A 22,337-nucleotide genomic window follows, 5' to 3' on the forward strand; every position below is an offset into this window, starting at 1 on the left:
TGGGCCCTTCTTGCGTTAACCCATTGGATATTTAGCTCATGACCGCACGCGGAAATTTATTTATTGTGTCGGCGCCAAGTGGCGCAGGTAAATCCTCGTTGATTTCAGCCTTGCTTAAAGACAAGCCAGCCGACATGCAGGTTTCGGTATCTCATACCACCCGCGCACCACGCCCAGGCGAAGTTGATGGTCAACACTATCACTTCGTTAATGTTGAGCAATTCAAAGCCTTAATTGCTGAAAATGCCTTTTTTGAATGGGCAGAAGTGTTTGGCAATTACTATGGTACCTCGCGCCATGTGATCGAACATACGCTCACCCAAGGTATCGATGTTTTCCTCGATATCGACTGGCAAGGTGCCGAACAAGTTAAAGCCGTGATGCCAGAGGCCGTTGGTGTGTTTATTCTACCACCCTCTAAAGCCGAGCTAGAGCGCCGCCTAACAGGTCGCGGACAAGACAGTCGCGATGTTATCGCCAGCCGTATGGCACAAGCCGTATCGGAAATGTCCCACTATAAAGAATATGATTTTATTATCGTCAACGACGATTTTGACACTGCCTTAGCCGATTTGCGTGCCATCATTCGCAGTCAGCGCTTAACAGGTGCTAGTCAGATCCACGCGCAAAATGATATGCTTCACGATCTGTTGGCAGGATAGCTGTCATAGTGTACAATTTTGCGTCATTTTTTCCCTAGATAAACTGGAGTTTCAACACATGGCTCGCGTAACTGTAGAAGACGCCGTAGAACAAATCGGCAACCGTTTTGATATGATCTTGGTTGCGGCGCGTCGTGCTCGCCAAATCGCCGTGCAGGGTAAAGACCCTATGGTTGAAGAGATGAACGACAAACCCACGGTTATCGCCCTGCGTGAAATCGAACTAGGTTTAGTTAATGCTCACACCTTAGATGCCGATGAGCGTCAAACGGTACGTGAACGTGAAGCCGCTGAAATTGCAGCGGTTGCAGCCATTGCTGAAGGTCGTTCATTATAGTTTTTGAGTAAAAACCTATTTAGGTAAAAGGAGAGCTGCCACTTGTATCTGTTTGAAGGTCTAAAGGAGTCTGCTTCCGGTTACTTAGAACCTGAACAGGTAGAATTGCTCAAGCAGGCGTACCAGATTGCGCGCGATGCCCACGAAGGGCAAATGCGCACGAGTGGCGAACCTTATATTACTCATCCGGTTGCGGTTGCCCGCATCCTTGCTGACATGCGTCTTGATCATGAGACGCTGATGGCAGCACTGCTCCATGACACCATCGAAGATACCCATGTCACCAAAGACGATTTAGCCGAATTATTCGGTGTCGCGGTGGCCGAACTCGTCGAAGGCGTGTCAAAACTCGATAAGCTTAAATTTCGCGACAAGAAAGAAGCTCAGGCTGAAAACTTCCGTAAAATGATGATGGCGATGACGCAGGATATCCGCGTTATCCTCATCAAGCTTGCCGATAGAACCCACAACATGCGTACCTTAGGCGCACTGCGTCCCGACAAACGTCGCCGTATCGCCCGCGAAACCTTAGAAATCTACGCACCCATCGCTAACCGTCTCGGTATCCATAACATCAAGACAGAGTTAGAAGACTTAGGTTTCCAAGCTTATTATCCAATGCGATATCGGGTGCTTAAAGAAGTCGTTAAAGCCGCCCGTGGCAATCGCAAAGAATTGATCCAAGGCATCGAAGCCGCTGTGTATACACGCTTAAACGATGCGGGTATTCCAGGGAAAGTCAAAGGTCGCGAGAAAAACCTCTACTCCATCTATAACAAGATGCAGAGTAAAGAGCTGCAATTCCAAGAAGTCATGGATATCTACGCCTTTAGGGTGATAGTCGATTCCATCGACACTTGTTATCGCGTACTCGGCGCCATGCATGGACTGTACAAGCCTCGTCCCGGTCGTTTCAAAGATTATATCGCTATCCCTAAAGCCAACGGTTATCAGTCACTCCATACCTCTTTGTTTGGTCCACACGGCGTGCCCGTTGAGATCCAAATTCGTACCGAAGATATGGACCAGATGGCCGACAAAGGGGTTGCCGCACACTGGGCCTACAAAGGCGGTGCGCAAACAGGCCAAGGCACGACGACTCAAGTGCGTGCCCGTAAGTGGATGCAAAGCTTGTTGGAATTACAACAAAGCGCCAGCACCTCATTCGAATTCGTTGAAAACGTGAAGACTGAACTCTTCCCTGAAGAGATTTATGTGTTCACCCCCGAAGGTCGCATTCTGGAATTACCCGTCAATGCCACCGCGGTAGACTTTGCCTACGAAGTGCATACGGACGTGGGTAATACTTGCGTCGGCGCCCGTGTTAATCGCCAAGCGTATCCGCTTAGCCAGCCGTTAATTTCAGGCCAAACCGTTGAAATCATTACCGCTAAAGGCGCCCGTCCTAATGCCGCTTGGCTGAACTTTGTGGTAACCGGTAAAGCTCGCGCTAAAATCCGCCAAGTGCTGAAAAGCCTTAAAGGTGATGATGCGATTGCACTCGGTCGCCGCCTGCTCAACCATGCGCTAGGCAAAACCAAACTCGACAGCATTGCGCCTGAGCAGATAGAAAAAGTGATCCGCGATACTAAACATACGACGCTCGATTCACTGCTCGCCGATATCGGCCTTGGCAATGCCATGAGTATTGTTATCGCCCAGCGTTTGATTGGCGATAATCTTGAGAATCAAGAAAGTCGCGACGGCCACATGATGCCAATTCGTGGCGCCGAAGGCATGCTCGTTACCTTCGCTAACTGTTGCCGCCCCATCCCAGGTGATGCCGTGATAGCCCACGTGAGCCAAGGTAAGGGCTTAGTGGTGCACATGGAAAACTGTGCCAATATTCGTGGTTATCAAGGCGAGCCAGACAAGTATATTCCCGTACAATGGGATAATGTTGAAGGCGTTGATTATCAAGCCAATCTGCGGGTGGAAATTGTTAACCACCAAGGTGCACTGGCGAAGATCACCTCGATCATTGCCGCCGAAGGTTCAAACATTCACAACCTCAGCACTGAAGAACGTGATGGTCGCGTGTATTTGATCAACCTGCGGATTTCGGTGAAAGACAGGATCCATTTAGCCAACGTGATGCGCCGAATTAGGGTACTGCCCGAAGTACTGCGCACGTCCCGTAACCGTTAATTAACTCAACACTAAAGAGAGCGTCATGGCAGAAAAAATCATCATAGCGACCGAAAACGCCCCAGCGGCCATAGGCACGTATTCACAAGCGGTTAAAGTCGGCAGCACAGTGTATTTATCTGGCCAGATCCCGCTCGTGCCAAGCACAATGCAAATTGTCAGCGATGATTTTGAAGCACAAGTCGTGCAAGTATTTGAAAACCTAACGGCGGTTTGTGCTGCTGCGGGTGGTTCAATCAACGATATCGTTAAGCTCAACATCTTCCTGATTGATTTAAGCCACTTCGCTAAAGTGAATGAAATCATGAGCCGTTACTTCAGCCAGCCATACCCAGCCCGTGCTGCTATCGGCGTGAAGCAATTGCCGAAGGATTCTCAAGTTGAAATGGACGGCGTGATGGAGCTGTAAGCGCTAGCATTTCACCTTCTATAAACGAAAAGGCGCTACGGCGCTTTTTTTGTTGCCAACACGATCCTACACCCCGCTCGCCACTCTCTTCATCTTGCTTTCATACCAATCACATTAAATATCTAATCAGTTCAGAGCCTCACAGGCATTTCAATCCAAGGCGCATTGACGCAGAAATGGTTATTCCCTTTTAAGTCAATGCAACACCGGAGTGGGATGCCTGTGTGACTCCCGAAGGGCGGCTGATGTTCACTACATGGCAACGCGCTTTATACTGCGTTTAAGGCTTTCGACAGAGCACCACTATGCCTTCAAGCCTTCGCCTTGTCTAAAGCGCGTTGAACTCCCGCTGAATGAACAGATATTTAATACGATTGGTATAACACTCAACTTGTAGGCTTTGCGCTCCATTCTCATATTTTACAATCTTGTAAACTATTTGCGCGAGCTCACAAAACTCGCCATACTGGGTACAGCCAAAAGAACAATAAATAACAGGGAATTGCCAATGGATACAGCGATTAAGACGCCAATTGAAATGCTGGCGCACTGGGCTAATACTCAGGGGGACCAAGTCTATTTACGCCAACCGATCAAGGGTCAATTCCTTGATTTTACTTGGGCTGAAGTTCAAGAAAAAGTTCAACAACTTGCCGGAGCCTTACATCACTTAGGCTTAGAGCGTGGTGATAAAATTGCCGTTCTCTCTAAAAACTGTGCCGAATGGTTTATCACCGACCTCGCGTTGATGCACGGCGGTTATGTCAGCGTACCTATTTATCCTACCGCCAACACAGACACGATTCGCTATGTACTGCAACACAGTGGCGCAAAAGCCATTTTTCTCGGCAAGCTTGACCATTGGGCAGACCAAGAGGCTGGTGTCGGCGGCGAGCTACTACGCCTTGCCATGCCTTATGATACGATGCCAGCACAATATCAATGGGAACAATTGCTTAAGCTAGGCTATCCCTTAGTTAACGCCCCGCTGCCTACTCCAGATCAAGTGATGACACTCATCTATACCTCTGGCTCGACTGGCCAACCTAAGGGCGCGATTCAAACCTTCGCCAGCTATGGCTGGACTTGCCAAGCGGTAGTCCGTGACCTGCGCACCGATGGCGACGATAGACTTTTATCCTATTTACCCTTAGCCCACATCACTGAGCGCGTTGCGATTGAAGGATCATCCTTCTACTCAGGTAGTGTGGTGGCTTTCGTTGAAAGTCTCGACTCCTTCGTTGTCGATGTTCAACGGGCAAAACCAACGGTATTCTTCTCGGTACCACGGTTATGGAGCCTGTTTCAGAAAAACATTATCGACAAAATTGGGGTCAGTAAACTTAATCTATTGCTGAAAATCCCACTGCTTAGCAGCTTTGTGAAATACAAAATCCATAAGGGTTTAGGCTTGAACCATTGTCGTCTACTCGGCTCTGGCTCGGCGCCAATTCCGCCATCACTGATCCACTGGTATCACAGTATTGGTCTTAATATCTGCGAAGCTTGGGGTATGACAGAAAACTGTGCCTATTCGATCATCAACTATCCTTTTGATGCGCGTAAAATTGGTACTGTTGGCCGCCCAGTTGAGGATTGCCAGATCCGCCAAGGCGAGGATGGTGAGCTACTGCTCAAGAGCCCGGGATTAATGACAGCTTATTATCTGCAGCCTGAAGCTACTGCAGCGGCATTCGATGCTGATGGTTTCTTCCACACAGGCGATCTGTGCTCAATTGATGCCGATGGTTGTGTCACTATTACTGGCCGAGTGAAAGACAACTTTAAAACCGCCAAGGGCAAATATGTAGCGCCCGTGCCTATCGAACGTAAATTGGCGCAGGATCCCCATGTTGAACTGATTTGTGTGATTGGTTCTGGTCTGCCGCATCCCGTCGCACTAGTGCAGTTATCCGAAGGGGCAAATCTACAAGCCCGTGAAGAAGTCCGCACCTCACTCAAAGCGACACTCGATAGCGTTAATCCGCACTTAGAGTCACACGAACATGTCGATGCGATTGTCGTGGTCAGTGATCCTTGGACGATTGAGAATGATGCGCTCACGCCTACCCTCAAAATCAAACGCCATGTGCTTGAAAAAGCCTTTAGCGAACGAGTTGACGGCATTCGTGGCGCCCAAGTCCGCTGGGAAGATGAATTAACTCAAAAATAACTTGGCTAAACAATCAGTTGGCGAGTATGGTCATCAGCTAAAACTAAGCACGCCTAGGGTGTGCTTTTTTATGACATATTCTGTCAAAATCCGATAAAACCACGTATCATGTGCGCCAGTCGGCCAAGGGGCAATTCCCTTGTACTTTTCCATTCAATATTAGGTTTAACAGAGTCTAACGATGCTAATTACACTATCGATTATTGGCGGTTTTATTATTTTAACCTTAGGCGCAGAAGCCCTAGTTCGTGGCGCGAGTTCAATCGCTCTACGTTTAGGTATTACGCCACTTATCATAGGCTTAACTATTGTAGCCTTTGGTACTAGCGCACCAGAACTGGCTGTGAGTGTAAAATCTGCTCTAGCAGGAAACAGCGGTATCGCCTTAGGTAACGTTATTGGCTCTAACATTGCTAACATAGGTTTGATTTTAGCCATCACGGCACTTATCCGCCCTATTCAAGTGCAATCTCAAGTCGTAAAGCGTGATATCCCTTTGATGATATTGGCTTCCATGTTGTTCTGGGCACTCTTGTTAGATGGCGAGCTCAGCCTAATTGACGGTGTGATATTGCTGTCACTACTGTTCGGTTATTTAGCCTTTAGTTACATCAGCTCGAAAAATGGTAATGAAGAGGAAGAGATTGAAGCGGGTCCAAATAATCCGCTACTTTCAGCCCTATTTATCTTAGTCGGTATTGGTATGTTAGTCGGTGGCGGTATTTTGTTTGTCAACGGCGCAGTAGATTTAGCCAAGACCTTCGGTATCAGTGAAGTCATTATCGGCTTAACGATCGTGGCGATTGGTACCAGTATGCCAGAGTTAGTAACTTCTGTTCTAGCGGCACTGAAAGGTCAGAGTGACATAGCCATAGGTAACGTTGTCGGTTCTAACATATTCAATATTTTGGGTATTTTAGGTATTACTGCAATAGTACAGCCGGTATCATCACTTGGCTTCCAACCCTTTGATTTCATCGTGATGTTGGCATTTGCCATCATGATTTTACCTTTCGCTTGGACAGGATTTCGTATTGGCCGCCGCGAAGGTTCAGTATTACTACTGTGCTACTTAGGTTACTTGGGCTACCTAATAAACCAAGCGAGCACTCAAGCTGTGGTATAACACTTAGCTGCTCATTTACGATAAAAAACACCGGAGCCTCTCCGGTGTTTTGCTCTCTAGGTATTGCAGTCCTTTATTCATCACGCACCTTCTTTAAAGCACACCTCATAAAAAATATAAGCACACAACTCAACTGATGACATTTGTCATGCCAAAGCCATGACCTTTGTGTCTGCACTTCTTCTATCGAATTTCTGATAATGAGCCCGTACCCAAACATTGGGAAACTCACTCAATAAGGAAATACCATGAAAACATTACTCCTCGCCTCCAGCTTTGTGCTTATCAGTACTCACTCGTTTGCAGCAACGCCATCAAACACTAGCATCACCAACGTAGACGCGGCCTCGAATGCGATGAATCTAACGCAATTACAACAACTGAGCGGCAGCACTCAAGATTATGATAAAGCCTATGCGAACTATCGCTTAGCCATCAGTGCCAATGTAATGGGACAAAAAACACTCGCTAGCAGCGCACTGACTACAGCGCAAACCACATTAGAAGCACTCGAAACCAGCCAAGCGAATGCAGAATCCCTCGCGCTGTTATCGTCGGTTTATGGCATGCAAATCGCCTTAGACAATAGCAAAGGTGCAACGCTCGGCATGAAATCCGCCAAGGCGATTGCCGGTGCCGAACAATTAGAACCACAAAATCCACGGGTAGCGCTTGTTAAAGCCATCGCCGCCTATAACACACCAGCCATATTTGGCGGCAGCATGCAAAATGCTAAGACCTTAGCCACTACAGCCATAGAAAGATTCGCCCAGCCTTGCGACAACATTTGCTGGGGTGAAGCCGAAGCTTACACATGGCGCGGGCTCGCTAAACAGGAATTAGGCGATAGCCAAGGCGCGATTGAAGATTGGCAACAAGCGATAAAAGTACAAGCAGATTATGGTTGGGCAAAATTTTTGCTTCAACAAAATCAGCAATTAAGTGCAAAATAGACAAAGTTGTTAACGGGGATCTATGGCGCTGACGATAGCGCCAATCCCTAAAAAGAATAAATTAAAACAGATGCCATCGGTGGGCATTCAACAACCAACTCAGTGACACAGAGGCATCATGATAAGCACTCCCCTTCAGCTCGAACGAAAACTTGCTTGGGTGTATTTGATAAACTTAGTGTTTTATCTGATCCCACTTGCCATTAATCCCTATCCAAGCTGGAAAATCGCCCTCAGTTTTGCCGTGTTAATCCCTTTTATTGCCAGTTATTTTTGGACCTATAAGTGCAATAGCCGTAGCGCCTATCTGCCCATTCTCATTATGGTGGCCATAGCAATAGCGATCACACCAATCAACCCAGGCTCTATCTCGCTATTTACCTTTGCCGCTTTCTTCATTGGCTTTTTTTATCCTCTCCGGACCTGTCTGTTGGCTATTGCAGCCCTCATCGGCCTGCTGTTTGCCCTCAATGAGATTTACCACTTTAACAGTTACTACTTTCCGCTTTACGGCTCGGGATTAGTGCTCGGCGTGGGCATGTTTGGTGTCGCCGAACGCAGACGTTATCGGCATAAATTGAAAGAACAGCAAAGTGCCCAAGAAATTACCACCTTGGCCACTATGCTTGAGCGGGAACGTATCGCGCGGGATCTACACGACATTATGGGGCATAGCCTATCTTCCATCGCCCTTAAGGCTGAGCTAGCCGAAAAGCTTATCGCAAAACAAGAATATGAACTCGCATCAACCCAATTGACTGAGCTAGGACAAATTGCAAGGGAAAGTTTAAGCCAGATCCGCCACACAGTGTCAGACTACAAACACAAGGGCCTAGAGAGTTGCGTGACGCAGCTTTGTAAATCCTTAAGGGATAAAGGCTTAAGTGTCGAGCTCAGTGGTGAGCTACCCAAGCTAGGTGCAACCACAGAAAGCCAACTGAGTTTGATCCTCACCGAACTCATTAATAATATTCTTCGCCATAGCGGTGCAAGTGAATGCTCTATCCACTTTTCTAAGCAATCAGACCGCCTGCTGCTCGAAGTCAAAGACAATGCCGCGGCCAAACCTTTTATAGAGGGTAATGGCCTCACTGGTATACGCGAGCGTCTCGACAGTTTAGGCGGCAGCTTGAGCTATAATCTCGAACAGGGATATAGATTTACCGTCAGTTTACCTTTGCAGGGAGCAACACATTAATGAAGATTTTATTGGCGGAAGATCAAGCTATGGTGCGAGGAGCACTCGCCGCACTCCTCACGCTTGCAGGGGGTTTTAGTATCACCCAAGCGAGTGACGGCGACGAAGCTCTAAGCTTACTCAAACAGCAAAGCTTTGATCTCTTGCTAACGGATATCGAAATGCCCGGCCGCACAGGCTTAGAGCTGGCTACATGGTTAAAGGAGCAACATAGCCAAACTAAGGTTGTGGTCATTACCACCTTCGGCCGTGCGGGCTATATTAAACGTGCCATCGAAGCGGGTGTGGGCGGCTTTCTGCTTAAAGATGCGCCCTCGGAAACCTTAGTCAACGCGATTCAACAAGTGATGGCGGGAAAACGAGTGATCGATCCTGAACTTGCCATGATGGCGATTGGCGATGTCGACCCGCTCAACGACAAAGAACGCCGCGCTCTTCGCCTCGCTAGCGAAGGCAAATCCACCTCCGACATCGCCGAAACTCTTTTTATCGCCGAAGGGACTGTTCGCAACTACCTCTCAGAAGCCATAGCCAAACTCAATGCCAGTAATCGAATCGATGCAGCCCGCATTGCCAAGCAAAAAGGCTGGTTGTAATAACACTCACAGTTAACCACGCTTTCAGCCTAACGATATCTTATCAACAATTTTGTGGTCTTAAGGCTACAGAAGGATATTAGCTATGCTTCCAAACAAAATTTGATAACACCCTAATTCCCCTTGAGATTGCCTTACGCTTATTCTCTGTTAATATATGTATAAATTCACAGTGATTGAGTGCTAACGACTTGCAGCAATTGGATCTTGTTCCGATCACCGACCTCAAAGGCGTCGCCAAAAAGGTCGCGGAGAAACTCGCAAAGCTCGGCATCACAACAGTACAAGATCTGCTGTTTCACTTACCCCTGCGCTACGAAGACAGAACCCAAGTCTATCCCATTGCCGCCCTCAGCCTAGGCGGTTATGGCACTATAGAAGCTGAAATCCAATCGACACAAATCATCCAAGGCCGCAAGCGCATGCTGGTCTGCAATGTGCGCGACGATACGGGCAGCTTAAGCCTGCGCTTCTTTAACTTTTCCGTTGCTCAGCGTAATGCCATGCAAAATGGTTTGATGATCCGCGCCTACGGTGAAGTGCGCCGTGGTAGTCATCAAGCTGAGATAGTGCATCCAGAATATAAAGTGGTGTATCCCGGTGAAGATGTTCACCTGAGTGATACCCTAACGCCGATTTATCCCACGACTGAGGGCTTAAAACAGGCGAGTTGGCTAAAGCTGACGGAGCAAGCCTTGGTATTGCTGGAAGAGGGTGGCTTAACTGAACTTCTGCCACCACAATTGCAACCTAACAACATCAGCCTTAAACAAGCGCTGCAGACGCTACATCGCCCTCCTGCGGGGATCTCTCAGTTCGATTTAGAGCTAGGTCAACACCCAGCCCAGCAACGACTCGTGCAGGAAGAATTACTCGCCCACAATCTCAGCATGTTACGCCTAAGGCAGCGCAGTAATTTAGATGCCGCTGTCACCATGCAGGCCACGGGGCAGTTGCTCAATCCCTTCCTCGCGGCTTTGCCCTTTAAGCCGACTGGCGCCCAGCAAAGAGTCGTGGCTGATATAGGCAAAGATTTAGAAAAACCGCACCCTATGATGCGCTTAGTGCAAGGGGATGTTGGCTCGGGTAAAACCTTAGTCGCGGCGATGGCGGCATTGCAAGCGATTGAAAACGGTTATCAAGTTGCCATGATGGCGCCAACCGAGCTATTGGCCGAGCAGCATGCGACTAACTTTGCCGCTTGGTTTGAGCCACTCGGGCTTAAGGTCGGTTGGCTGGCGGGGAAACTTAAAGGCAAGGTCAGAGCGCAATCCCTTGCGGATATTGAATCCGGCGCCGCCCAGATGGTGATTGGTACCCATGCCATCTTCCAGCAGCATGTGGTCTTTAACAAACTTGCGTTAATTATTATCGATGAGCAGCACAGATTCGGCGTACACCAACGCTTAGGCCTGCGGGAAAAGGGCGTGAGCCAAGGTTTCCACCCGCATCAATTGATCATGACAGCCACACCCATTCCCCGCACGCTGGCGATGACGGCCTATGCAGATCTCGACACGTCCATTATCGATGAACTGCCGCCGGGGCGAACTCCAGTAACCACAGTGGCGATTGCTGATTTACGCCGTAACGAAGTGCTTGAACGGGTGCGTAACGCCGTCATCACAGATAAACGTCAGGCCTATTGGGTGTGTACTCTGATTGAAGAATCCGAAGTGCTCGAATGCCAAGCCGCCGAAGACACAGCCGAAGAACTGCGCCTCGCCCTGCCCGAGCTCAATATTGGCCTAGTGCATGGCAGATTGAAGAGCGCCGAGAAACAGCAAATCATGGCTGACTTTAAGGCTGGCATTATTCATCTACTGGTAGCGACAACCGTGATTGAAGTGGGCGTCGACGTGCCCAATGCCAGCCTGATGATCATTGAAAACCCTGAACGTTTAGGTCTAGCACAACTACATCAACTGCGCGGACGAGTCGGTCGAGGCGCCATCGCAAGCCATTGTGTGTTACTCTACAAGGCGCCGTTGAGCCATACCGCCACCCAAAGACTGAGTGTACTCAGACAAAGCAATGATGGTTTCATCATAGCGCAGAAAGATTTAGAAATTCGTGGTCCGGGTGAAGTGCTTGGCACTAAGCAGACGGGGCTGGCTGAGCTCAAAATTGCCGATCTGGTGCGCGATCAAGCTTTGATCCCACACATTCAGAAATTAGCGAGCCATGTAATGGCTCAAGCCCCCGAAAAAGTCGATGCAATTATTTTACGTTGGCTCGGGCACAGGCAGCACTATGTGCAGGCTTAAGCCGTAAATATTAAAGGGTAAAGAACGAGGCGTAACATCTGCCTTTACTCGAAATAAATTGTTTATGTTCAGCTAAGCGCTATAGACAAGCGCATGGAAACTTGCAAAATGAACCTGCGGCCTTCAAATAGCCCGCTCTTGCACTTTAATGTTAGCTGCATGTATTCACCAAGTTACCTTGACACTCAAGCGAAGGATGTAAAATGCAAGTTAATCAAGATGATAGAATAACACCTCAAGAGACTTCTTCTAGCAGCAATCGCTTTGCGCTTTTTGCGATAGTGCTCGTCGTGCTACTTTCTGCCGGAGGATATTATTACTACAGCGGTGATTCTGACTCACCTAAACTCATCCCTAACGCCCCTATTGTATTGCCTGAAACACCGCCATCTGAACCTATGACGCTCGAAAGTGCGCCAGAGCCTGAAACCACTGAGACGACGCCTGCCGTTACAGAAACGAACACCAATAGCACTGAAACCACTGCAGTGGCAGAGCCTGAAGTTGTCGTAGAACCTGTGCCTGTGCTGGCTGAAAGTGATGCATTTGTGCAACAAAAAGCCCTCGCCATGATCAATAACAATGTGCTGAGTTCTTCGTTAGTGCAGCAAGATCTCGTCCGCCAATTTGTGGTATTCGTGGATAACCTAGCCCAGGGTGAATTAACCCGTAAAGTTAGCCCACTTAAAGGACCAGAGAAGCTGTTCTCAGTCTCAGAAATCACCAACAAAGTGTATTTAAATCCTGAGGGTTTCCACAGATACGATGCCTATGTTGACTCGATTGCCAAAATGGACGAACAGAGCTTAATCACAACTTACAAGCAACTGACGCCGCTCCTAGAGGAAGCCTTTACCGAACTCGGCTACAGCAACGCCAAATTTAACGACAGAATGCTGCAAGCGATTAAAATGTTACTCGCAGCACCTATTATTGAAGATCCGATTGAGCTGAATTCAATTAGCGTTAACTATCAATTCGTTGACCCTAACTTAGAGGCATTACCCAGTGCACAAAAACTGTTGATCCGTATGGGTCCAGAAAATACTCGCAAGTTGAAAGTAGCGCTGCGTAAAATCGAGAATCAATTGTCGCAATAGGTTATCAAGCTCATGCCAAAAGGCGCTCAGTGCGCCTTTTTTCATTTTAACCTGTAAGTTAAAGCGTCAGCGAAATCAGATAGCCACTGCGATATTTGTTACTCAATGTCGAATAAGCGCTGCAAATCACAGCACTTGATCCCATTCCGTTAACCCGCACAATGCAAATGGCTTCATAAAAAGAAGGGGCATAGTGTAGAATGACCACGCTGTAGAGGGCATTTCGAGCGTCATTCTTCTAACTCGTATACTCCTCACTATGGTATGACAATCCATTAATGTTCTAACTTAGTTAGGGATAACTAAGACAGCTTAAATTTAGTGTCGAGGCAAAGTAGTGCAACTAACATTCAGCATTCTCTCTTGGGGCGCTTGGGCCCCCCAATATCAGCACCATCAAAGTTGGCAAACTTGGTGCGAGAGTTCGGCTGAGCTCAATCTCGATACGCCACCACAGTCGGATACCACCGCTCCCGCACTCAAACAAATTCCCGCCATGCAGCGCCGCCGTTTTAGTCGCTTGACTAAGATGATGTTAGAGGTGAGTTTTCAGTGCGAAATGCCTGCAAATTGTCGCTCTATTTTTGCCTCGCGCCATGGAGAGTTGCAGCGCACCATTGGCCTGCTCGAAGACATTATCGCCAAACAGCCCTTATCGCCCTTAGGTTTTAGTCAGTCGGTGCACAACACCGCCAGCGGCATTTTTGGCATAGTGGCGGCCAATACCGCGCCTTCAACTTCAGTTGCGGCGGGCACAGAAACCCTGTCCCAAGCTATGGTCGAAGCCTTCGCCCAATTACATCAATCGCCAGAACCATTGTTATTGGTGTTCGGTGATGATCCAGTGCCTCCTGTGTACGATGAGTTTACCCAAGAATTTGAATTACCTTTGGCCCTAGGCCTACAGCTCGCGCCCTTCGATACACCCGCTTCGGCCAAGCTCACGGTGAGCCGCATTTCTAAGGCAACAGCTTTAAATCCGCTGACCTATGGTGCATTTATCCACGCCCTAGCGACGGCACAAAATATTTCAGGCTGCTTATCCCAATGGCATTGGAGACTTGAGCATGTTTGATGTAGCCCACAGCCATGACGCCGCCAAGGATCATCAAGATTCAATACTCAATGCCGCTTATACCTTGCCAGAAACTCGCCGCGAAGGGCTGAATTATGTGCCACGTTGGCTAGGCGGTGTGAGTTGTTATATCGCCTTTGGCTTAGGCGGCTTATTAAGCTCCTTGACCATTCTGCCGCTACTGCGTTTTTGGCCAGGCACACCAGAGGCGCGGATTATTCGAGTCCAAAAAGCCGTGCATTTAATGTTCAAAGGCTTTGTCGCCATGCTCACTTGGGCAGGTGTGATTAAGGTCAGCAGCCACGATGCCCAAAAATTACATGATGCCAGAGGCGTTATCGTCATAGCCAATCACCCCAGTTTAGTCGATGTGGTGGTATTGATAAGTCTCATGCCCAATGCGGGCTGCATAGTCAAACAAGCTTTGTGGCGTAATCCATTTTTGCGTGGTGTGGTGTCCTGCGCGGGTTATATTCCCAATCGCGGCGCCGAACTCATGCTAGAGGATTGCCGCGAAGTGCTCGCAAGAGGCACCAATTTAATCATCTTCCCCGAGGGCACGCGTACGGTGGTCGGCGCGACCATTAACCACTTTGCCCGCGGCGCTGCCAATATAGCCTTAAGGGCCGAAGCGGATATTTTACCTGTGGTGCTACGTACCAATGTGCGTGGTTTGACAAAGGAGCAACCTTGGTATGAAATCCCAAGGCAAACCATGGGAATGGCCGTTGAAATCGGCACAATCGTTTCTTACCAGAAGTACCAAGCGGCTTTAGGTGAGCATGCAAAAATGGCCCGGCAGCTGACGCGGGATCTTGAACATTACTATAAACAACAACTCGAAAATAATTATGAACTTAAACAATGAAATAAAGCAGTTAATCATCGACTGTCTCGATCTAGAAGACGTCAGCATTGATGATATTGAAACCGATGCACCGCTATTTGGCGAAGGTTTAGGCTTAGATTCTATCGACGCCCTCGAGCTCGGCTTAGCCATCAAGAAAAAATTTGATGTCAAAATCGAAGCCAATTCGGATGCCACTAAGGCCCATTTCCACAGTGTTGCCAGCTTAGCTCGCTTTATCGAATCACAGCGTCCATAGGAGAGGAATATGCAAAATCGTGAACAAATCCTCGCTATGCTGACCACTATTTTAGTGGACGAATTCGAAATTGATGCCGAGGCGATTACGCCTGAGGCCAACCTGTATGAAGAGCTCGATCTCGACAGCATTGATGCAGTCGACTTAGTGATAAAACTGCAGCAACTGACAGGTAAAAAGATCCAACCCGATGAATTTAAATCAGTTCGCACAATCAATGATGTGATTAATGCTATCGAAGGTTTAGTTAAAACCTAATGCGAGCCTTGCTACAGGTCTTAACCGCCCTAACTTTGCTGGCCTACCCCGTTGCCGTGTATTTAGGGCTCAGTTACTTGCCTGCTGGCACCATAGCGCTCGTGCTGTGTTTATTGCTGATAGTGCGGCTAATGCTACAAAAGCAAAAGGTTAAGACATTAGTTTTACCACTATTGGTGGGGATTGTGCTCACGGCAGGCAGTTATCTTACCAAGCGCAGTGACTGGCTGCTGTATTACCCAGTAGTGATAAATCTCACTATGCTGGCGCTGTTCAGTTATTCACTGCACACTGGCCCTAGCATGATCGAACGTTTAGCCCGTTTGAAAGAACCCGATTTACCGGATGAAGCCACTGGGTATCTTAAAAAAGTCACGCTACTTTGGTGCGGCTTATTTATCTTCAATGGCACTATGGCGGCTTACACCGCTGGCTTTACTAGCTTAGCAACCTGGACCTTGTATAACGGTTTGATTGCATACGTACTCATGGGACTGCTCCTCGGTGGGGAATGGTTATATCGCAGCTTTTGGTTGAAGAAAACATGACACAGCTACTCAAAAACTGGTTAACCCAAGGGCCCTTTGCCCAACAACTGATCAGCTTTAATCACCACGACATAGTCACAGGTGCATTATTTACCAATCAGGTGGCGTATTTTTACGAGCAACTGCTGGCCGCGCCAGAGAAAAAATGGCTGCTCGCGAGTGATACCAGCGATCTGTTTGCTGTCGGTTTATGTGCGGCGCTGTTAGCCGGCAAGGAAATTATCTTACCAGCCAACACCCAAACGGGCACGCTGAGCGAGTTAACCCACCAGTTTGAAGGCATATTGTCGGACAAGCCATTGTGTGAAAGTCAGGCCTTTATTCTACTGAGAAAAGAGCTGAGCCTACCGAGCAAGCCTTGGCCGGCGAGCGAGGCTATCGGCGAACTTGTGCTATTTACCTCCGGCAGCAGTGGCGAACCTAAGGCGATCCGTAAAACACTTCAGCAATTAGACGTTGAAGTCTCAGTGCTCGAACATACCTTTGCCGAACATTTACCCCATTGCAGTGTGGTTTCAACGGTTTCCCACCAGCATATCTATGGCCTGTTATTCAAGATTTTGTGGCCACTCGCCGCCAGTCGGCCATTTTTAAGCGAGCAGATTGAATACCCAGAAACCTTAAGCTATTACACCGCCTTACTGCCAAACCTGTGTTTGATCAGTAGCCCTGCCCAGTTATCGCGTTTACCTAAGGCCTTAGAGCACGAGCGGCAGCTGCGCTCACCCAGCTTAGTGTTTAGCTCCGGCGGGCCCTTAAGTTTTGCGGCGGCTCAGGGGATCAGCCAATGCTATGGCCATCTGCCCATCGAAATTTTTGGTAGCACAGAAACGGGCGGCATCGCCTATCGCCGTCAGCATGAGGCCGATGAACCTTGGCAAGTGTTTGACAGAATATCGATAGATCAAGATCCTAGCGACGGAGCCTTGCTACTTAAATCACCCTATTTAGCCAACGATGAATGGTTGCGCTGCGAAGATAAAATCGAACCGACCGAAAATGGCCAGTTTAGACTCAAGGGCCGACTCGATCGCATCGTTAAGATTGAAGAGAAACGCCTGTCACTGGCGCAAATGGAAACGCTGTTAGGCAGTCACGCCTATGTTGAGCAAGCGGCACTTGTCGTATTGCCGCAGTTTAAATCCCAACTGGGCGCGGTAGTGACCCTCTCCGCACTTGGCCGCAGTGTGCATCAAGAGCAGGGAAAACTCAGTATCAACAATGCGTTAAAAGCACATTTACTGACGCAATTTGAGCGAGTCACCCTGCCACGCCGCTGGCGTTATCCCGATATTTTACCGCTTAACACTCAGGGTAAGCGTGTCACTGCCCAGTTAGTCGAGTTATTTGATCATGATTAAATCGAGTTTACCGCCGATCCTGCATTCCAATATCGGCATGGATAACATTGAATTACGTCTGTTAGTGGCGGCCGACCTTGAATCTTTTAAAGGACATTTTCCCGAGCAAGCCGTACTGCCAGGCGTGACGCAATTAGATTGGGCGGTGCGTTTAGGCTGCCAATATTTCGGCTATTGCGAAGCCGTAGCCAACTTAGAAGTGCTTAAGTTTCAGCAACTCATACTGCCGGGGCAAGAAGTCACCTTAAGCATTAGCAACAATGCGGCTAAGGGAAAACTCACCTTCGCCTATAGCGATGGTGAAAACCGCTACGCGTCAGGTCGTATCGCCTTCGATATCTCGCCAGTTAACAGCAGCGATGGGGCGAGCCAGTGCTAACACCTCCCAGCGACTTAGTTGAGTCGGCGCCCATCAAGCTCGCCTTAGTGATCCCCAATTACAATCACAGTGCCGCAATTGCCCAGACCTTGGCCGAACTCGCCCAATTTAATCTGCCCTGTTATTTGATTGATGATGGCAGCAATGACGAAACCCGTTATCTACTGCAATCCTTAGCCCAAACCTATCCTTGGGTGACTTTGCTGCTGCATCCTTACAATCGTGGTAAAGGCGCTGCTGTGATGACGGGCCTACGCCGAGCCTACCGCGATGGCTTTAGTCATGCACTGCAGGTCGATGCCGATGGTCAACACAATCTGGCCGATATTCCAGCTATGGTAGCCAAGGCGCAGGCTAAACCCGATGCGCTGATTTCAGGCAAACCCGAGTACGATGAATCCGTGCCTAAGGGCAGGCTTTATGGCCGTTATATCACCCATTTTTGGGTGTGGGTCGAAACCTTAAGCTTTGATATTCAAGATTCTATGTGTGGCTTTCGCGTTTATCCCTTAGCCGCCACGGAGCGATTACTGTGCCAGCAAGCATTAACGGAGCGAATGGATTTTGATATTGAAATCCTCGTCAAACTCTACTGGCAAGGGGTGGAAATTTTATTCCAGCCGACTAAGGTGATTTATCCCGAAGGTGGTGTTAGTCACTTTCAAGGTGTGGCCGACAATGTGCGCATCACTAAACTGCATACCAAGTTATTTTTCGGCATGCTCAAACGCCTGCCTTGGCTATTGAAGCGTAAATCACAGCAACAAGCCGCGCAAAACTCCCATTGCTCGTCAGCAACACAATCGACTTCAGCAACATCATCAACTTCAGCCACCCATTGGTCGGGCATGAAGGAGCGCGGCAGTTACTGGGGCATCAAACTGTTAGCCGAGAGCTATCGCTTTGGCGGCCATTGGTTGTGCCGCGCCATTATGTATCCTGTGATTTGTTATTTCTTTCTCACGGGCAAAGTCACCCGCGAAGCCTCGTTAGATTTCCTGCGCCGCGTGCAAATGCTTGAGCCGCAACATCCTAAGCTCAATCAGCCCGTAGGCTGGCGCGATAGCCTGAATCACTTTTTAGCCTTTGGAAATGCCGCACTCGATAGAATCGATGCCTGGTGCGATCGCATTCAATTGAGCCAAGTGGATTTCCCCGATCGCCAAGTGCTGGCCGACCAACTCGAAAGCGGTAAAGGCGCCGTGTTATTGGTGTCTCACCTTGGCAATTTAGAACTCTGCCGCGCCATTTCAATCCACCAGCGCAAAGTCAAAGTAAACGTCATGGTGTTAACGAGCCATGCTTAAAATTTCAATAAGGTACTCAAGCAGTTAAACCCTGATAGCACGCTTAATCTTATTCAAGTGACCGAGCTTAACCCCGCGACGTCTATGCTGTTGCAGCAAAAGATAGAAGCTGGTGAACTGGTGGTGATCGCGGGCGATAGAACCTCGCCGAATACCCAAGGTCGCGTCATGTACGCGCCCTTTATGGGGCAAGACGCGGCGTTTCCCCAAGGGCCGTTTATTTTGGCTGGCTTACTCGATTGCCCTGTTTTTTTAATGTTTTGTCTGCGGGAACAGGGCCGTTATCGGGTGCATTTAGAACACTTCGCCGAAACACTTAAAGGCCCAAGGGCGGGCAGAATGGACAGATTACAGCAGGCAGTAAATCGCTACAGCGAACGCTTAGAATACTTTGCCAGACGCGAGCCTTTGCAATGGTTTAACTTCTTCGATTTTTGGCGTAAAGACAGCGAATTAGAACGCGCATCAACCAATTCAGTACAAGCCGATGCTGTAACAACAGAATCAGCATCACCGCAGATCCCAGAGCAGGATCATAAGACAGACAGGACTAGTCATTCATGAGCCACACCCAAGCCGCCGACTCAAAGAATCAATCAGACTTAAAGACTGTTGAGTTCGGCCGTCAATTTCTTACCTTAGAACAAGTGGTTGCCGTCGCCAAGGGCGCACCAGTCAAGCTCTGTGATGATGCGGATTATCAAGAATATATTCAAAAAGGTGCGCGCTTTATCGATAGCCTGCTGCACGAAGAAGGCGTGGTTTATGGTGTAACAACTGGTTATGGCGACTCTTGCACAGTCAATGTGAGCTTAGATCTGGTCCACGAATTGCCACTGCATTTAACCCGCTTCCACGGCTGCGGTTTAGGCGAGACCTTAAGCATAATGCAGGCCCGCGCTGTGATGGCTTGCCGTTTAAACTCCTTAGCCATTGGCAAATCTGGCGTGACCTATGAGCTATTAAAGCGCATCGAAACTTTGCTCAATCTCAACATAGTCCCTGTAATCCCAGAAGAAGGTTCGGTCGGCGCCAGCGGTGATTTAACGCCGCTGTCGTATTTGGCCGCCGTGTTAGTCGGCGAGCGCGAAGTGATTTACCAAGGTGAGCGCCAAGCGACTCAAGCTGTGTACGTTAAGCTCAACATCACCCCGCACGTACTGCGGCCAAAAGAAGGCTTAGCCCTGATGAACGGCACGGCTGTGATGACGGCCTTGGCCTGTTTAGCCTTCGATCGCGCCCAATATCTTGCCCGCTTAAGTAGCCGCATTACCGCTATGGCTTCGTTAACGCTAAAAGGCAACTCGAACCATTTTGATGAAATCTTATTTGCCGCTAAACCGCATCCAGGGCAAAACCAAATCGCCACGTGGATACGGGAAGATTTAAATCACCACGAACATCCGCGCAATTCGGACAGGCTGCAGGACAGATATTCCATCCGCTGCGCGCCGCACATTATCGGCGTGTTGCAGGATGCGCTGCCGTTTATGCGTCAGTTTATCGAAACCGAAGTCAACAGCGCCAACGACAACCCGATTGTCGACGGCGAAGGCGAGCATATTCTCCACGGTGGCCATTTTTACGGCGGCCATATCGCCTTTGCGATGGATTCACTGAAAAATACTGTGGCTAACTTAGCCGATCTTATCGATCGCCAAATGGCACTGGTAATGGATCCTAAGTTTAATAATGGCTTACCCGCTAACTTATCCGGCTCAACCGGCCCGCGCCGCGCAATTAATCATGGCTTTAAAGCGGTGCAAATTGGCGTATCGGCGTGGACGGCAGAAGCGCTCAAACACACTATGCCCGCCAGCGTGTTCTCACGCTCAACCGAATGCCACAATCAAGACAAGGTGAGCATGGGCACTATCGCCGCCCGCGATTGTATGCGCGTGCTGCAATTGACCGAACAAGTCGCAGCGGCTGCATTACTCGCCATGACTCAAGGCATTGGCCTGCGTATCGCCCAAAATGAGCTGGACGAAGCCTCGCTCACCCCTTCATTGGCGAAAACACTCGCCCAAGTGCGCGGTGATTTTGAGACCTTAATTGAAGATAGGCCGCTTGAAGCCGTGCTGCGCCAAACCATAGCTAAAATCCAAGCGGGTGAATGGGAAGTGTGCCGATGAAATCATTGCTCACTATCGATATGGAAATGCAAATCCCCTTCCACGATGTGGATTCCATGGGGATCACTTGGCATGGCAATTACCTGCGTTATTTCGAGATTGCTCGCTGCAAGCTGCTCGATGAGTTGGGCTACAACTACCGCCAAATGCAAGCATCTAACTATGCGTGGCCTATTATCGATTTGCAGATTAAATACGTCAAAGCTAGCACCTTCGAGCAAAAAATCACGGTACGTGCCGAGTTAGTCGAGTGGGAAAACCGCTTAAAGATCAATTATCAAATCCGCGACGTCGAAACCGGTGCGCGCATCACTAAGGGTTATACCATTCAAGCAGCGGTCGATATGAGCACCCAAGAATTGTGCTTTGTTACCCCAGACGTATTCCGTGACAAAATCGCCACCCTGCTCGCCAAGGTGGAAGACTAATGAACTCAGTACTCACGAAGAGCTCTGTGCTGGCGAAGTGTGCATTATTTCTCTGCTTGGCTTGTGCTTTGATAACCCTGCCACTCAAAGCAGAAACCTTAGCTGAGCCCGGTGTTTATCAAACACTCTTTAGCCAAAGTGCGGATACCGCGCAGCTTGTCGCCTTAAGCCAAAAGCTTAACTTGGGCGAAACGGTGCGAGGCCAGTTTGTGCAATCTCGGCAACTAAAGGTGCTCAAAAAGCCGTTAATCAGCCAAGGTCAGTTTATCTTCGACAAAGAGCAAGGGCTGATTTGGCAGCAGATAAAACCCTTCGAATCCCTGCTGATTTTAAAGGATAAGCAGCTTATTCAGCGCGATAGCCAAGGTCGAGTCCAAGTCAGCAAGGCCGATGCGAATGCCAGTGCTGCCGCTATGGGGGATTTATTGCCCAGCCTAGTGCGCGCTATGCTCGGCGGTGATATTTCCGGTTTAAGTGAGAACTTTGAACTGCACTTCCTAATCGCAGACAGGTTAAAAACAGAAAGCTTGAGCACAGACGGCCAATGGCAATTAGGCCTAACGCCCAAAGATCCCTTAATGAAAAAAGCCATCGCCAATATGGTGTTAGAGGGTGGCGATACCTTGCAATCCTTAGTGCTGCTGAGCGCGGCGCCGAGTGTGAGCCCTCAGGATATGACCCGCATCGACTTTAGTGCGCTTTCCCAAGGCAAACTCAGCGAAACCGAATTGGCGCAATATGCTGTGGCTGACAAGGCGAATAAACCTTAGC

At 48.8% G+C, this 22,337-nt stretch carries 21 protein-coding genes and 1 pseudogene; all 22 read left to right on the forward strand.

The annotated features are described in order from the left end of the window. Nucleotides 1-38: 38 nt before the first annotated feature. The 22 genes and pseudogenes from gmk to L5M17_RS12320 all read left to right on the forward strand — a co-directional run bounded on the left by gmk (nt 39) and on the right by L5M17_RS12320 (nt 22,336). The gene (gene gmk / locus L5M17_RS12215; RefSeq protein ID WP_263147750.1) at nt 39-662 is read left to right on the forward strand and encodes a guanylate kinase; all 624 of its coding nucleotides are present in this window, start codon (nt 39-41) and stop codon (nt 660-662) included. Nucleotides 663-720: 58 nt separating this feature from the next. Further along, entirely contained in the window at nt 721-999 is a 279-nt protein-coding gene (rpoZ, locus tag L5M17_RS12220) for a DNA-directed RNA polymerase subunit omega (RefSeq protein WP_007651394.1), read from the forward strand. A 42-nt stretch (nt 1,000-1,041) separates the two neighbouring features. Next, nucleotides 1,042-3,147 (forward strand): bifunctional GTP diphosphokinase/guanosine-3',5'-bis pyrophosphate 3'-pyrophosphohydrolase, encoded by a 2,106-nt coding sequence (gene spoT / locus L5M17_RS12225; protein WP_105251161.1) that lies wholly within the window; start codon nt 1,042-1,044, stop codon nt 3,145-3,147. A 25-nt stretch (nt 3,148-3,172) separates the two neighbouring features. Beyond that, nucleotides 3,173-3,556: a RidA family protein gene (locus L5M17_RS12230; protein ID WP_105251160.1), complete on the forward strand. Its 384-nt coding sequence runs from the start codon at nt 3,173-3,175 to the stop codon at nt 3,554-3,556. Nucleotides 3,557-4,064: 508 nt separating this feature from the next. Continuing rightward, nucleotides 4,065-5,729 carry an AMP-binding protein gene (locus L5M17_RS12235; protein WP_212600293.1) on the forward strand — a complete coding sequence of 555 codons (1,665 nt, stop codon included), beginning with the start codon at nt 4,065-4,067 and terminating at the stop codon, nt 5,727-5,729. A 181-nt stretch (nt 5,730-5,910) separates the two neighbouring features. Beyond that, nucleotides 5,911-6,855 (forward strand): calcium/sodium antiporter, encoded by a 945-nt coding sequence (locus L5M17_RS12240; protein WP_105251158.1) that lies wholly within the window; start codon nt 5,911-5,913, stop codon nt 6,853-6,855. A 248-nt stretch (nt 6,856-7,103) separates the two neighbouring features. After that, nucleotides 7,104-7,808 carry a tetratricopeptide repeat protein gene (locus tag L5M17_RS12245; RefSeq protein WP_263147754.1) on the forward strand — a complete coding sequence of 235 codons (705 nt, stop codon included), beginning with the start codon at nt 7,104-7,106 and terminating at the stop codon, nt 7,806-7,808. A 118-nt stretch (nt 7,809-7,926) separates the two neighbouring features. Next, a complete protein-coding gene (locus L5M17_RS12250) occupies nt 7,927-9,006 on the forward strand; it encodes a sensor histidine kinase (RefSeq protein ID WP_263147756.1) in 1,080 nt (359 codons plus the stop codon). Then, nucleotides 9,006-9,602, forward strand: coding sequence for a response regulator transcription factor (locus tag L5M17_RS12255; RefSeq protein WP_198572537.1), 597 nt, complete (start codon nt 9,006-9,008; stop codon nt 9,600-9,602). The genes L5M17_RS12250 and L5M17_RS12255 overlap by 1 nt, the downstream gene beginning before the upstream one ends. 191 nt (nt 9,603-9,793) lie before the next feature. Further along, on the forward strand, nt 9,794-11,869 hold the full coding sequence (gene recG / locus L5M17_RS12260; protein WP_263147758.1) for an ATP-dependent DNA helicase RecG: 2,076 nt from the start codon (nt 9,794-9,796) through the stop codon (nt 11,867-11,869). Nucleotides 11,870-12,072: 203 nt separating this feature from the next. After that, complete coding sequence (locus tag L5M17_RS12265) at nt 12,073-12,969, forward strand: DUF3014 domain-containing protein (RefSeq protein ID WP_219255063.1); 897 nt, start codon at nt 12,073-12,075, stop codon at nt 12,967-12,969. A gap of 337 nt (nt 12,970-13,306) precedes the next feature. Beyond that, nucleotides 13,307-14,044 (forward strand): beta-ketoacyl synthase chain length factor, encoded by a 738-nt coding sequence (locus L5M17_RS12270; protein WP_113941113.1) that lies wholly within the window; start codon nt 13,307-13,309, stop codon nt 14,042-14,044. After that, nucleotides 14,037-14,912 carry a lysophospholipid acyltransferase family protein gene (locus tag L5M17_RS12275; protein ID WP_263147761.1) on the forward strand — a complete coding sequence of 292 codons (876 nt, stop codon included), beginning with the start codon at nt 14,037-14,039 and terminating at the stop codon, nt 14,910-14,912. The genes L5M17_RS12270 and L5M17_RS12275 overlap by 8 nt, the downstream gene beginning before the upstream one ends. Next, entirely contained in the window at nt 14,896-15,150 is a 255-nt protein-coding gene (locus L5M17_RS12280) for a phosphopantetheine-binding protein (RefSeq protein WP_011787697.1), read from the forward strand. The genes L5M17_RS12275 and L5M17_RS12280 overlap by 17 nt, the downstream gene beginning before the upstream one ends. A gap of 9 nt (nt 15,151-15,159) precedes the next feature. Then, nucleotides 15,160-15,408 (forward strand): acyl carrier protein, encoded by a 249-nt coding sequence (locus tag L5M17_RS12285; RefSeq protein WP_011787696.1) that lies wholly within the window; start codon nt 15,160-15,162, stop codon nt 15,406-15,408. After that, nucleotides 15,408-15,956 (forward strand): hypothetical protein, encoded by a 549-nt coding sequence (locus L5M17_RS12290; protein WP_263147764.1) that lies wholly within the window; start codon nt 15,408-15,410, stop codon nt 15,954-15,956. The genes L5M17_RS12285 and L5M17_RS12290 overlap by 1 nt, the downstream gene beginning before the upstream one ends. Beyond that, nucleotides 15,953-17,317: an AMP-binding protein gene (locus tag L5M17_RS12295; RefSeq protein WP_263147766.1), complete on the forward strand. Its 1,365-nt coding sequence runs from the start codon at nt 15,953-15,955 to the stop codon at nt 17,315-17,317. The genes L5M17_RS12290 and L5M17_RS12295 overlap by 4 nt, the downstream gene beginning before the upstream one ends. Further along, nucleotides 17,310-17,696 (forward strand): thioester dehydrase, encoded by a 387-nt coding sequence (locus L5M17_RS12300; RefSeq protein WP_173242763.1) that lies wholly within the window; start codon nt 17,310-17,312, stop codon nt 17,694-17,696. Before L5M17_RS12295 ends, L5M17_RS12300 begins: the two co-directional genes overlap by 8 nt. After that, nucleotides 17,690-19,567, forward strand: a pseudogene (locus L5M17_RS12305) (glycosyltransferase family 2 protein). Before L5M17_RS12300 ends, L5M17_RS12305 begins: the two are co-directional and overlap by 7 nt. Continuing rightward, nucleotides 19,564-21,138, forward strand: a complete 1,575-nt coding sequence (hutH, locus tag L5M17_RS12310; protein WP_263147769.1) for a histidine ammonia-lyase — start codon at nt 19,564-19,566, stop codon at nt 21,136-21,138. Before L5M17_RS12305 ends, hutH begins: the two are co-directional and overlap by 4 nt. Beyond that, complete coding sequence (locus L5M17_RS12315; RefSeq protein WP_063884990.1) at nt 21,135-21,566, forward strand: acyl-CoA thioesterase; 432 nt, start codon at nt 21,135-21,137, stop codon at nt 21,564-21,566. Before hutH ends, L5M17_RS12315 begins: the two co-directional genes overlap by 4 nt. After that, nucleotides 21,566-22,336, forward strand: coding sequence for an outer membrane lipoprotein carrier protein LolA (locus L5M17_RS12320; RefSeq protein WP_263147773.1), 771 nt, complete (start codon nt 21,566-21,568; stop codon nt 22,334-22,336). The genes L5M17_RS12315 and L5M17_RS12320 overlap by 1 nt, the downstream gene beginning before the upstream one ends. Nucleotide 22,337 lies beyond the last annotated feature (1 nt).

The sequence above is a fragment of the Shewanella sp. SW24 genome, from assembly GCF_025653395.1.
GTDB classification, from domain to species: domain Bacteria; phylum Pseudomonadota; class Gammaproteobacteria; order Enterobacterales; family Shewanellaceae; genus Shewanella; species Shewanella oncorhynchi.